This window comes from Planctomycetota bacterium, assembly GCA_021414025.1.
In the GTDB taxonomy this organism is placed as follows: domain Bacteria; phylum Planctomycetota; class Phycisphaerae; order Phycisphaerales; family SM1A02; genus SYAC01.
This window is the reverse complement of the sequence record JAIOPG010000003.1, coordinates 24,772-37,746: the sequence shown is the minus strand read 5'-3', so window position 1 is coordinate 37,746 and position 12,975 is coordinate 24,772. Positions and strand designations below refer to the sequence as shown.

The window sequence follows — 12,975 nt, the reverse complement described above, 5'->3', positions numbered from 1 at the left end:
TTTTCGGTGTCCAAGCCGAAGTCTTTCAATTCAGGGTAAAATCGCGTCAAGAAGGTCGCCAGCTTGTCGGATTCGAGGTCCATTTTTTTTGGATTTTTCAAGGTTTCCACCGAGAAATCCGTGGCCGTGATCAAGGCATCGATGAGCCGAGGGTCGGCCTTTTGCCGCATTCCGTTCAGGATCTTATCGTATTTGCTCAAGGTGCGGGTCAGTCCCGAAAGGGCCTTGCCGTTGACCTCGGTTTTTTTGGACTTAAGCTTTAAGTCTTCCACGCCCAATTCGATCAGGTATTCCTCGAGCAGGCCCTCGTCCTTGAGGTATTTTTCGCTCTTGCCCCGCTTGGCCTTATAGAGCGGCGGTTGGGCGATGTAGAGATAGCCTCGCTCAACGATCTGCGGCATCTGCCGATAGAAAAAAGTGAGCAGGAGGGTGCGGATGTGGGCTCCGTCGACGTCGGCGTCGGTCATGATGATGATGCGGCCATAGCGGATCTTGGAGGCGTCGAAGTCCTCGCGGATGCCGCATTGCAGCGCCTGGATGAGCGTGCGGATTTCCTCGAAGCCCAGCACCTTGTCCAGTCGGGCCTTCTCCACGTTGAGCAGCTTTCCGCGCAGCGGCAGGATGGCCTGGTGCACATGGTCGCGGCCGCCCTTGGCGCTTCCGCCTGCGGAGTCGCCCTCGACGATGAAGAGCTCGGTCTTCTCCACGTCGTTGCTCGAGCAATCCGAGAGCTTGTGCGGCATGCCGCCGGAGTCCAGGGCCCCCTTGCGCTTGATCAGGTCGCGGGCCTTGCGGGCCGCCTCGCGGGCTTCGGCCGCCAGCTTGGCGCGGTTCACGATCAGCTTTGCCTCAGCCGGGTTCTCCTCGAGCCAGGCGCCCAGCTGCTCGGTCACCGCGGCGCTGACGAAGGTCTCGACCTCGGGATTGAGCAGCTTTTCCTTGGTCTGATTGTTGAAGGTCGGGTTGGCCAGCTTCACGCTCACCACCGCCGTCAATCCCTCGCGCAGATCCTCGCCCGTGGGAATGAAGTCTTTTTCCCGGAAAAGACCCATCCGTCGGCCGTAGCCGTTGATCACCGTGGTGAGCGACTTGCGGAAGCCGGTGACGTGCGTGCCGCCGTCGCGGTTGGGAATGTTGTTGCCGAAGGCCAGCAGGATTTCCGGAATGCCGTCGGTGTATTGGAGCGCCAGCTCGCAGCGCATGCCCGTCTCCGGGTCCTCGCGCCGCACCGCCATCACCGAGCTCATGCAGTTTTTGGAGGCGTTCATGAACTTCACGTATCCGCCGATGCCGGTCTCGTCGTGGAAGGTCTCGTCGCGCTGCTGGCCCTGCGCGTCGACGCGCTCGTCGAGCAGCCGGATGTGGACGCCGGGGTTCAGGTAGGCCAGCTCGCGCAGCCGGTGCTGCAGAACGTCGTAGCGCAGCGTGGTGTCAGGGAAGATCGTCGGGTCGGGCTTGAAGGAGATGCGGGTTCCGGTCTTGCCGCCCTTGCGCTTCTCGACCACGTGCAGCGGTTCCGACACTTCGCCGCGCGCGAAGGCGATCTTGTAGAGCGCGGTCTCCTTGGAGACTTGCACCTCGGTCCATTCGCTCAGCGCGTTCACGCACTTCACGCCGACGCCGTGCAGGCCGCCCGATACCTTGTACGCGCCGCTGTCGAACTTTCCGCCGGCGTGCACCTCGGTCAGGATCACTTCGACCGCGGGGCGCCCGTTGATGGCGGGATTTTCGTGCTTCATCGGATCGACCGGCATGCCACGGCCGTCGTCGCCCACCGTGCAGCTTCCATCTACACCCAGCAGCACGGTGACATTGGTGGCGTAGCCCGCCATGGCCTCGTCGATGGCGTTGTCCACGCACTCGTAGACCAGGTGGTGCAGGCCTTCCAATCCGGTGCCGCCCACATACATGCCGGGCCGTTTGCGGATGGCGTCGAGGCCCTCAAGCACCTGGATGGAATCGGAGTTGTAGGAGCCCTCGGAGGTGTCGGTGATCGCTGGAGTCTTGTCTTGTTTGGTCATGCTTGGCACGGTGAAATTGAGCCTTAACGTAGGCCTGGAGCCATGGCCGTTCGGGTCGAAAACCTTCGCTCCGACCGACCATTTTTTCAGGTGGCTCAGTCTACCAAAAAAGCCGCCTCCCATGGTCAAATCAGCCCTATTTTCCAGTGCAAAAGTCCGCACCAACTTGAAAAAAGTCGGACTCGAATCGGGCGAAATTTTCGAGCACTTTTTGACTAAAATTTCGCCCGGTGTCTACGAATCCAATTTTGTTCCGTAAAGTCTATTGCGTTGGTTTGTTTTTGACCGATTGAAAGCGGGCTTTCCTGAATGTGCTGCGACTCCCACAACCCTGATCCGGCGCGCGAAATTCCTCCCGGCAGTCGCGCCGCCGGCTTGGCATCGGCGCTCAAGAGCCGCCGGGGATTTCTGTCGCTTGGACTGCTCTTCGCCGCGGGCTGCGCGACGCCGAACAAGTCGACGCGCCTTCCCGATCCCGTTTGGCCGGAACTGAAAAACACCACTCCCACCGCCCCCACGACCACGGCGGTCAAGTCTCCCAAGCCCAAAAATATGACCTTCATCCTGGATCGCGAGGGTTGGTGCCCGAGTTCCGGCACTCCGGCGGTGGCCTTGATGAATCCCATGCTTCCCGTGAAGTACATCACGGTGCACCACGACGGCATGAGCCCCTTTTTGGCCAAGGATGAGCGCTCCAGCGCGGCTCGCCTGGAGCTGATTCGCACGGGCCACCGCGGCAAGGGATGGGGGGACATCGGCTACCACTATGTGGTGGACCGCGGCGGTCGCGTCTGGGAGGCCCGGGACATCAAGTGGCAGGGTGCCCACGTCAAGGACTGCAACGAGGGCAATCTGGGCATCTGCTGCCTGGGCAATTTCGACGAGCAAAGCCCCAGTCCCGAGCAGATCGCGGCGCTTGAAAAGGTGCTCAACGTCATGATGAACAAGTACGGCGTCTCGGTGTCCCGGGTGAAGACCCACCAGGAATGGGCCTCAGCCCACACGGCCTGCCCCGGCCAGAGCCTGCAGTCGGAAATGCGGCAGATGCGCATGAAGCGGCTCACGCTTCGCGAGCATCTTGGCCAGGCAATGGCTTGAATGAGCCTGCCTCCCACAATCTGAATTCACGAATGCCAGTGGCCTGAGACGGTCGTTCGTCTACTTCTTGCCCTGCGGATCCGCCGGCTTTGGCGAGGCGGCCTTGGATGCGGCCTGTCGATTCGCTCGGGCCCGGCGATCGTCCGCCGCCAGCTTCTGCTCGAAATCCGGGTCTTGCTGCTCCTGCTTCTGCACGAGTTTCCACATCAGGACCGCGACCGCTCCCATGCTCAAAAAGGTGAAAGCGATCACGAGCATGGAGTTGGACATGGATGCCAAAGTTAGTCGACGAACGTCCGCCAAGGACGCCCTGTCATGAGTGAAAAAGAACAACGCCGCCCGAAGGCGGCGCTGTCGAAGTCAAATCAGAGTGACAATCCCTTGCTTCAGCGACGACGACGGCTCACAAGGCCGGCCAAGCCGACCAAGGCCACTGCACCAGGGGCAGGAACCGCGTCTGCATTGAAGATGAAGTTGTCCATGCGATTGTTGCCGGTTGCATTGGTCGCTCCGGTGAAGGTGACCCGCATGTAAGCGGTCGCTGCATTATCCAAGCCGGTCGCGACTCCCAGCGAAGTGATCGTGCCCGTGCCCAATGCGAAATTTGCTTGCATTCCGGTCACTGTGGCAGCGGCGAACCAGTTGGTCCCGTCGGTGCTGTAATCCCATTGTTGGGTACTGAAACCCGTTCCAGTCTTCTGCACCGCATACGTCACGCCAAGGTTGCCCATGCCGGACATGCTGAACTTGAAGACCATCGACTTGCCGTTGGCAGCAGTGGATGCACCGCCGACAACCGCCAGTGCGGCTGGACTGGTCGTTACTGTCGACATGCCGCCGCTCGCATTGAGAGCAGTGCCGCCGAAGGCGTTAATTTCTGTGTTGGTCGAACCTGTGGCCGGCTGGAAGAAGTTGCTTGAACCATTGGTTCCGTCCAGATACAGGTTGCCGGAACCGAAGTTGGCAATGAATGCCTTTGGGCAGGTGGGGGATGCAGCGATGGCTGTTCCGCCATTGGATGTGGTCTGGAAATCCCAGGCGGCGACAACAGCGGCTGAGGCTGTTGATGCCACGATTGAGCAGAGACCGACGGCAATGAGACTTGACTTCATGATGGAAATTCCTTGTGTCTGAAAGGGAAGCGAAAAGGGAACAATCGCGTGGGGCGGTTAAAGGGAGCCCAACGCATCGATAACTTGCCCCCAAAGCGGAGGGAGGCAAGAACTTTTCTTGAAAATTCCAAATTTTGACTTGATTTCCCGGGTGTCGATGGCTGAAGAGCCATCAGAAACACCGCTTTTTCAAGTGAATCTCGGACTTTATTTTCGAACGGTAAATTCAACCCAATGGCCGTCGGGGTCACCGATCCAGGCGGAACGGCCGCCCCACTCAGGTGTGAACGGGTGTTTGAGCACTCGGCCGCCGCAACCCTTGGCCCGGTCGATGATTTGGTTCAATTCAACTTCGGAAACGAGGGCAATGCTGACGACGCCACCCACTGTTTTTCCGTCTGGAGGGGGCATGGGAACTCCGACAAAAGCATCGAGAACTTGGCGGGTGCAAAGGGCCAGTCGGCAATCGCCCAGCCGCAACTCGGCGTGAGTGGTTCGCCGCTGAACCACCGCTCCAAGCACGGATTCGTAGAAGGCCACGCTTCGCTCAAGGTCCTCAATCACCAGAGTGACATGGGTGAGCCGCATGGATTCATGCTCCCCGTTTCTTCGTGAACGGACAAGCCCGATCCGCTCATGACCATTCGGATCAGGGTTGAGGAAGGCATCGCTTTCACTGGGGGCGGGAATGGTTCACACTGCCCGCATGAGTCAAGTGGATCAGACGCGAAGCCGCCTTGCGAACCACGCCGGTTCATTGCTGCTGGCGCTCGTCATGATCGCGATGCTGTATCCATGGTCACGCTTCGCGGAACGACCGCGACGCAAGGTCATCATTCCCATCCTGATGTACCACCATGTGGGGAATTGGGGGCCGGCCAAGGCGGATTGGGCTCCCTGGGTGGTGCTGCCGGAGGATTTTTCGGCGCAGTTGGATTGGCTGACGGCTCATCACTATCACACCATCACCTTCCGGGAATTGCTGGCCTGCGAGGCGAATCACATCGATCCTCCCCCGAACTCAGTGATGCTCACCTTCGATGACGGATGGGCGGAGCATTTGGAGATCGCCCGGACGCAGCTTGAGCCGCGGGGAATGCGCGGCGTTTTCTTCATCTACACTGGGCCGATCGCCGCCCAGGACAATGGTTCGGGTTACTTGTCGTGGAACCAGGTGGAGCAGCTGGAGGCCGCCGGCCATGAAGTGCAGTCGCACACACTGTCCCATCCCCGGCTTGTGGATGTGCCTCCCGCGCAGCTGGAGCGCGAGATGTCGCAGAGCCGGGCGACCCTTGAAGCCCGCGTCCATCATCCCGTCGAGGCGATCGCCTATCCCTTCGGCCTTCAGGATGAGCGGGTGAGGAAGGCGGCGCGCGAGGCGGGATACCGGATGGCCGTCCGCGCGGATGACGATCCGGACGCCGAGCCGCCCCAGTCGCTCCAGTTGCCCCGAATGAAGATGAGCTATGGCGAGGGGATCGATCGGTTCGCGGCGCGGATGGCGGCGCTCGGGCAAAAATAACTCGCGGAAAATCGGCAGCGATTGGCGTCGGCGGCGGGATCCCTTTTAGGGTGCGTGCTCATGAAAGGAGGCCACCCATGGTCGCGCTCAAAGCATCGGGTTCCGCCGCTTCGGAGGCGAAATTGACCGCAGGTTTGGCGAGCGAAGGCGAAGACACCGGTCGCGAAGGAGATCGTCCGACGAGCGGGCCGGTTCCGGAGCGGCCTCCTCCAAGAGCGCGGCGCGGCGGATTGCGCAGCGACGCCGCGCAGCAACGCGAGCAGGCCATTGACCGGCTGGTCGCGGATGCGGCACAACGGGGCGATTGCACCGACCGCTTCTATTGGATGCTGGTGTACGACCTCGAGATGGCTCCGATGACGAGCAATCTGAAGCAGCTCACTGATCTGGGCATCGCCGTCGCGCCGCCGGAGGAGCTGGACGACCGGGCCCTGCAGGCGAAATTGTGGGAGGTCGTGGAAACGCTCGGCGACCTCGGGGTCTATCTCCTGCACACGGACAGTCTTTCGGATCGGGAGCTCTACGCACGGCTGGTTCACGAAATTCTGGTGGAGCCCGTGCGTGATCTGCCGCCGACCGACGGCGTGAGCGAGTTCATCGATCTCTGCGCGGGGAGGGAGCCCGAAGCGGCAAAAGTCGACCGCGATCGCTTTCTGCCGAAGCCCCAGGCTTGAAGAAGGTCGGGCAAAAATGAAAGGATCCGGCTCACCTCGAGCCGGATCCTTCAGACTCGGTTGGACGCTTTGAAATTCGTTGCGTCGCCAAGTCATGGTTGAGTGACTCACTCAACACCCACAAGGTCGTATTCATTTGCGAAAAAGCAAGCTCGAATCAAAAACCATGATTTTAGAGGGGAATTGATATAGCCTTCAGCGATGGGGATTCATAAGTGGTTGCAAACAATCATTCTGGGGCTTTGCATGGCCCTTGGATTCGCAGCGGAAAAAGCAACCGACAACGACACACAAACCGCCCCACCGTCCGTACCCGGTCGGCAAGCTGAACCACAATCACCAAAGGATGAAGCGAAGGAAAAGGAAGTTGCGGCGCAGGGCAAAAGCGCGGCCTCGACACCAAACGCGGGGACCGACCCGGCGCCGACAAAGACGGCCGGTGCGCCATCCGGAACGGCCATGCTTGAAGGCAAGGTGCCGGTGCTGCCGCGCAAGTCGGTGCCGACCAGCTCGGAAACCTATGGCGCTCGCACCGCGACTCGCATCGAGCCCGCGGACCCGCCGCTGAGCGTGGTGTGGATGCTCGGAACATTTCCACCGTTGGATTCCAAGTCGGCTCCCGTCGCTCACGTCGATCAGCGCGGATTTCAATTTCGGCCGGCCGTGCTCGCCGTGCAGACCGGAACACCGATTCTGTTTCCGAACAAGGACCCCATGTACCACTCGGTGTTCAGCTACTCCGACGCCCGGCGGTTTGATCTGGGCCGCTACCGGGCGGGGGAGGAGATGGAGGCGGTGGTTTTCGACAAGCCGGGCACCGTGAGCCTGTTTTGCGAGATTCACGAGCACATGCGCGGCCACATCGTGGTGGTGGACTCGCCCTTTTTTTGCACGACCGATGAGCGGGGAAACTTCAAACTTCACAATTTGCCCGAGGGCACGCACACCTTTCGAGTCTGGATGAGCCCCAAGGACTCGTTCGACAAAACCGTGGAGCTCAAGGGTGGAGCCACCGTGACCGTGGATTGGACCACGCCGGTCAAGGAGTGACCGCATGCCGATTCGACCTGGCGCGAACATCGCGAACGAGGCCGCATGAGGAACTCCACTCGGGGGATCCCGGCCATGCTCGCGGCGGTGCTCCTGGGCGCGGTCGCTGCCGTTGGCGCTCGGGCCGATCCTCCGGCGGACACGGGTTCGCCCATGGCTCGAACTGCTGACCCGGCGGCGACCGAGGACGCGCTGGCGTCGATCTCGAATGGCCCGGATCCGTCGAGCAAGCCCGTGGACGCCTTCATCGAAAGGCTTCGCGAGTTTCAATCCTTCCAAAGCGACGACGGGCAGATCAGCTTCAACGTCGACCTGTGGCTCACGCTGGACTATTTTGTGATGAGCCAACCGCCGCCCGGTTTCATCCAGACTTCCAGCGGACAACTTTTTGCCCCCTCGTTGAGCGGCCTGTTCACGATGAATGTGTCGCAGCACATCGGGCTTGTGTTTTTGGGGCTGGTGAACCGGGGATTCGATCCGGCCGACACCTCGGTGCAGGCCATGCCAGCGGAGTACTACGTGCAGATCATGCCCTTCGATTCGCCGGTCCTCAATTTCAAGGGGGGGAAATTCGAGACGGCGTTCGGCCAATGGGTCAACCGGCACTTTTCAACGCAGAACTCCCTGATCAACGCGCCGCTCATGTATGGATGGGAGACCACCATCACGGATGGCGCCGGGCCCTCCACAGCCGGCGTTCCGCCCAACATCGCCCCAGCCATGACCGGGTTCCTGGCCCGCAAGAACATCCCGGACACGGTCTCGAGATGGATCCCCATGGTGTGGGGTCCGAGCTACGCGAGCGGTTTTCAGCTCAACGGCACCGTCGAGACCTTCGACTGGGCCGTGGAGATGAAGAATGCGCCGCTGGCGAGTCGGCCCGAGCAATGGGACTTGTGGAACCGCGGCTTCAACTATCCAACCATGACCGGCCGCATTGGGTTGCGCCCCGACGCGGCGTGGAACCTTGGCGTGAGCGCCAGCAGCGGCTCCTATGTCGACACGAGCGCGTACAAAAGGTTTTCCGCCACCACGGCTCCCGGCGCCACCATCGGGCAGGCCCGGCAGACCATGGTGGGTTGCGACATCTCCTACGCGCACGGGCCCATTGAACTCTGGGCGGAATTCGCCCAAAGCCGCTATGACGTTCCCGACGCCCCGGCCGGAAAGCCCGTCGGCGCCATCGACGCGTACAGCTATTTCGTCGAGGGCAAGTGGAAATTCATGCCGCAATTCTGGCTTTCGGGCCGCTGGAACCAGCAGATCTATTCCAAGGTCACGCCGGTCGTCGGCGCCGCCACCCCCTGGGACAACAACCTCTGGCGCATCGACGCGTGCCTGGGTGTCAAGCTCGACCGCTTCGTGCAACTGAAGACGCAGTACAGCTACACCGAGGAGTCGGGCTCGGTCCATCAGGGACAAAACCTCTTCGCGGTCGAACTTGTTATACAGTTCTAGGGTGAGGCGATTTCCCACGATCCTGGCGCTGCTCCTGCTGGCGGGCTGCAAGGGCGAACCCGAAAAAATTTCCAGCCCGAAGCTGGTCGGCTCCTGGAAGAGCGAGTTCGACAACTCCATCCTGACCTGCGAGGAAACGGGCATCTTCACGCTGACCTTTGCGATCCCCAAAACCCGCGCCGTGGTGGGGGATTATTCCTTCGACGGAAAGGTCGCCACCTTCCGCAACCGCCCCGAGACGAAAGTGTGCGTCGACGAGACGGGCACCTACGACATCAAGATCGACGACGCCACGCTCATCGCCCGCAAGGTGAAGGACTCCTGCACCCTGCGCGAAAAGCAGATGGACCACCCGTGGACGCGGGTGCAGGGAGCGGCGGCGCCAAAGCCATGACGCCGTCGCTTGCGGCTTCAAACGAAGTTAAACTCGCCCCGATGCAAGGGAGCGACCTGCTGCACGACCCGCGTTTGACCAAGGCCACCGCATTCACCGAGGCCGAGCGCGAGAAGTGGGGGCTGATCGGGCTGCTTCCGGATGGCATCGAGACCAGTGAAACCCATCTGCGCCGGGTCAAGACCCAGCTGGGCCACTGCACCTCCCCGCTGGAGAAATACGTCTATCTCGCCGAGCTGGCGGACCGGAACGAGCGACTTTTCTACATGCTGCTGCGCGCCGAGCCCGAGGACCTGATGCCGATCGTGTACACGCCGACCGTGGGCGAGGCCTGCCAGCAGTTCGGCCACATCATGCGCCGGCCGCGCGGGCTCTACATCAGCCTGAAGCGCCGGGGACGGATGAAGGAGGTGCTGCGCAACTGGCCCGAAAAGGACGTCCGCTTCATCGTGGTCACCGACGGCGAGCGCATCCTCGGGCTTGGCGACCAGGGGGTCTGCGGCATGGGGATTCCGATCGGCAAGCTGGCCCTCTACGCCGGCGTCGGCGGCGTGCCGCCCTGGGTCACGCTTCCGGTGACGCTGGACGTGGGCACGAACAACGCGACTTTCCTCGAGGACCCGCTCTATCCCGGGCTTCGGCAGCGGCGCATCACCGGCGACGAGTACACCTCCTTCGTCGACGAATTCGTGGACGCGGTGCAGGAAGTCTTTCCCCACTGCTGCATCCAGTTCGAGGACTTCACCAACAAGACCGCCATCCCGCTGCTCCAGCGGCACCGCAACCGGGTGTGCTGCTTCAACGACGACATCCAGGGCACGGCCGCGGTGGCGGTGGCCGGACTCTTCGGCGCCTGCCGCATCATCAAGAGCCGGGTCCGCGAGCAGCGGCTGCTCTTCTACGGCGCGGGCAGCGCCGCCATCGGCATTGCGGATCTCTGCGTGCTGCAGATGACGCGCGAGGGGCTGCCCGAGGCGGAGGCCCTGAAGCGCTGCTTCCTGATGAACTCCAAGGGACTCGTCACCTCTGAAACGCCGGGAATCAGCGAGCAGCAGCGGCGCTACGCCCATGCCAACCCGCCGGCGCGCGACTTGCTTTCCGTGGTGGAGTCGATCAAGCCCACGGCCCTGATCGGCGTGAGCACGGTCGCCAACGCCTTCACTCCGGAGGTGCTGGCCGCGATGGCGCGGATCAACGTGCGGCCGATCATCTTTCCCTATTCCAATCCGACCAGCAAAAGCGAATGCACCGCCCGCGACGCGATCGAGCACTCGCAGGGGCGGGCGATCTTCGCCGCCGGCAGCCCCTTCCCGCCCTTCCACTACCAGGGAAAGCTCTTCGTGCCGGGTCAGGGCAACAACGTCTACATCTATCCCGCGATCGGGCTCGCCGTGTATGCGACCGAGGCGCGGCGCGTGACCGACGACATGTTCCTCCGCGCCGCCGAGAGCCTGGCGGCGCAGGTCACCGACGAGGACCTGCAGGTCGGTCTGATCTATCCGCCGGTCGCGGAGATCCATCCGACCCTGGTGAAGGAAGCCGTCGCGGTGGCCACATTGATCTTCGACCAGGGATTGGCCGGCATCGAGCGGCCGAAGGACATTGACGCCTTCGTGCGCAGCAAGATCTACAACCCGAACTACTGAGACTTGGGAGTCGCGTGGCGAGGCTCGCGGAAGGCGAGCAGGCGCAGCCCGTTGATGACGACAGCGACCGTGCTGCCCTCATGCATAATGACCGCGAGCGTGGTGCCGATCGCACCGCTGAGGGCCAGCGGGATCAGGATGAAGACCATGCCCATGCTGACCGCCACGTTCTGGCGGATCACCCGCCGCGCGAAGCGGGCCAGGGCGATCGCGAAGGGGATGCGCTGCAGGTCGTCCGCCATCAGGGCGATGTCCGCAGCCTCCAGCGCCACATCGGTGCCGCCGCGTCCCATCGCGATGCCGACCGTGGCCATCGCCAGCGCCGGCGCGTCGTTCACCCCGTCGCCCACCATGGCAATGGCATGGTGCTTGTCGAGCAGCGCCTTCACGCGGTTGATCTTGTCCTCGGGCAGCAGCTCCGCCTCGACCTCGTCCACGCCCACGTCGCGGGCAATGGCCTGGGCAACTCCCTTGCGGTCGCCGGTGAGCATGACGATGGGTCGCACCTGCAGCTCGTGCAGAAGGCGGATGGCCTCGGCGGCCTCGGCCCGCGGACGGTCGGCCAGCGCGATGAACCCCAGGACCTTCTCCTCGAGGCTCAGGACGACCACTGTGTGGCCCTCGGTGTCGTGCCGCGCCAGCTCGGACTTCATCGCCTCCGGAAGCGCCGCGCCCTGCTCAAGCATCAGCCGCGCCGAGCCGACCTGGATCACGCGGCCGGCGACGCTTCCGGAGACGCCCTTGCCCTTGATCGCGGCCACGTTCTCCGCGGGCGCCACGCGGATCTGCTTCGCCTCGGCGGCGCGCACGATGGCCTTGGCGATCGGATGCTCGCTGCGCTGCTCGATCGCGGAGGCCGCCTCCAGAAGCCGCCGCTCGTCGACGCCCTCGGCCAGGAACACGCCCACGATTTGCGGGCGCCCATTGGTCAGCGTGCCGGTCTTGTCCATGGCAATGGCGCGGATGGTCGCCAGCCCCTCGAGGTGCAGGCCGCCCTTGATCAGCACGCCGGAGCGGGCGGCGCGGGCGACGCCGGAGAGGACCGCGGCGGGAGTGCTGATCGCCAGCGCGCAGGGACTGGCGCCGACCAGCATGGCGATGGCCCGCAGCAGCGATTGGTCGAAGGGCAGCCAGCCGAGCTGCGACGGCACGAAGATCGCCGCGATGGTGCCCGCCACGACGCAGGGAACATAGACGCGGGTAAAGGCCTCGGCGGCGCGCTGCGTGCGCCCCTTCTGATGCTGCGCATCCTCCACCAGCAGGATCATGCGCGCCATCGTCGACTCCGTGCTCGGACGCGAGACTCGGATCTCCAGGCTCCCGTCGCCATTGACGGTTCCGGCGAAGACCTCATCGTCCACATCCTTGTCGACCGGAACGCTTTCGCCGGTGATCGGGCTTTGATCAATGCTGCCGCTTCCCGCCAGGATGACTCCGTCGGCGGGCAGGCGCTCGCCGGGCCGTACCACGACCACGTCGCCGACCACCAGCTCCTCGATGGGCGCCTCGACTTCCTGATCGCCGCGCTTCACCTTGGCAAAGCGGGGGGCCAGCTTGCCCAGGGCGCGGATCGCCTTGCGCGACTGGCCCATGGCGTAGTGCTCCAGCGCGTTGCCCAGCGAGAACAGGAAGAGCAGCAGCCCGCCGTCGACTCCCTCGCCGATCCAGGCCGCCGCGAGCGCCGCGACCACCATGAGAAAATCGACGTCGAGCCGGCCCTTGAGCATCAGCCGAAGCCCGGCGAGAAAGGCGTTCCACCCCGCCACCAGGTAGACCACGCCAAGGCAGCCCCAGAAGATGGCGCGGTTCGACGGAATCCATTCATGGTGCATGATCCACGCGAGCAGAAGGAACAGGCCCGCGACGATCGGCACCATCAGCTCGCCGCGCCACCAGGCGCCGGAGTCCGGCGCGCTCTGGGCATGATCACCGTCATGGGAGGGCCGGGTGCCGCACATGGCCCGAAGATAGCGGCGAACGGATGCGGCATCGGCGCCGAA

General features: G+C 63.0%; 12 protein-coding genes. 7 read left to right on the top strand and 5 right to left on the bottom strand.

Translation table 11 applies throughout. From position 1 onward, the window contains the following. Positions 1 to 2,021: DNA gyrase subunit B (locus K8R92_04475; protein ID MCE9619144.1), on the bottom strand; the 2,021-nt coding region annotated here is incomplete at its 3' end. Positions 2,022 to 2,330: 309 nt separating this feature from the next. On the opposite strand from K8R92_04475, the gene K8R92_04470 reads away from it, so the two are divergent. Next, complete coding sequence (locus K8R92_04470; GenBank protein ID MCE9619143.1) at positions 2,331 to 3,119, top strand: peptidoglycan recognition protein family protein; 789 nt, start codon at positions 2,331 to 2,333, stop codon at positions 3,117 to 3,119. A 60-nt stretch (positions 3,120 to 3,179) separates the two neighbouring features. Here the strand turns inward: K8R92_04470 and K8R92_04465 are convergent, their stop codons facing one another. From K8R92_04465 to K8R92_04455, 3 genes are all read right to left on the bottom strand, one after another. Then, positions 3,180 to 3,389 (bottom strand): hypothetical protein, encoded by a 210-nt coding sequence (locus K8R92_04465; GenBank protein ID MCE9619142.1) that lies wholly within the window; start codon positions 3,387 to 3,389, stop codon positions 3,180 to 3,182. A 116-nt stretch (positions 3,390 to 3,505) separates the two neighbouring features. Next, positions 3,506 to 4,231, bottom strand: a complete 726-nt coding sequence (locus K8R92_04460) for a hypothetical protein (protein ID MCE9619141.1) — start codon at positions 4,229 to 4,231, stop codon at positions 3,506 to 3,508. 207 nt (positions 4,232 to 4,438) lie between these two features. After that, positions 4,439 to 4,819: a VOC family protein gene (locus K8R92_04455; protein ID MCE9619140.1), complete on the bottom strand. Its 381-nt coding sequence runs from the start codon at positions 4,817 to 4,819 to the stop codon at positions 4,439 to 4,441. Between the two features lie 118 nt (positions 4,820 to 4,937). Between K8R92_04455 and K8R92_04450 the strand changes: the two genes are divergently transcribed. The 6 genes from K8R92_04450 (at position 4,938) to K8R92_04425 (ending at position 10,975) form a co-directional block, all read left to right on the top strand. Then, positions 4,938 to 5,753, top strand: coding sequence for a polysaccharide deacetylase family protein (locus K8R92_04450; GenBank protein MCE9619139.1), 816 nt, complete (start codon positions 4,938 to 4,940; stop codon positions 5,751 to 5,753). Positions 5,754 to 5,830: 77 nt separating this feature from the next. Beyond that, the gene (locus K8R92_04445; GenBank protein MCE9619138.1) at positions 5,831 to 6,427 is read left to right on the top strand and encodes a hypothetical protein; all 597 of its coding nucleotides are present in this window, start codon (positions 5,831 to 5,833) and stop codon (positions 6,425 to 6,427) included. A gap of 459 nt (positions 6,428 to 6,886) precedes the next feature. Further along, on the top strand, positions 6,887 to 7,477 hold the full coding sequence (locus K8R92_04440) for a hypothetical protein (GenBank protein ID MCE9619137.1): 591 nt from the start codon (positions 6,887 to 6,889) through the stop codon (positions 7,475 to 7,477). A gap of 45 nt (positions 7,478 to 7,522) precedes the next feature. Next, positions 7,523 to 8,935 carry a hypothetical protein gene (locus tag K8R92_04435; GenBank protein MCE9619136.1) on the top strand — a complete coding sequence of 471 codons (1,413 nt, stop codon included), beginning with the start codon at positions 7,523 to 7,525 and terminating at the stop codon, positions 8,933 to 8,935. A gap of 1 nt (position 8,936) precedes the next feature. Next, positions 8,937 to 9,329 carry a hypothetical protein gene (locus tag K8R92_04430; protein MCE9619135.1) on the top strand — a complete coding sequence of 131 codons (393 nt, stop codon included), beginning with the start codon at positions 8,937 to 8,939 and terminating at the stop codon, positions 9,327 to 9,329. A 41-nt stretch (positions 9,330 to 9,370) separates the two neighbouring features. Continuing rightward, positions 9,371 to 10,975: an NAD-dependent malic enzyme gene (locus tag K8R92_04425; GenBank protein MCE9619134.1), complete on the top strand. Its 1,605-nt coding sequence runs from the start codon at positions 9,371 to 9,373 to the stop codon at positions 10,973 to 10,975. Here the strand turns inward: K8R92_04425 and K8R92_04420 are convergent. Continuing rightward, positions 10,969 to 12,933, bottom strand: coding sequence for a heavy metal translocating P-type ATPase (locus tag K8R92_04420; protein ID MCE9619133.1), 1,965 nt, complete (start codon positions 12,931 to 12,933; stop codon positions 10,969 to 10,971). The two genes, K8R92_04425 and K8R92_04420, sit on opposite strands and share 7 nt — an antisense overlap. Positions 12,934 to 12,975: the final 42 nt, after the last annotated feature.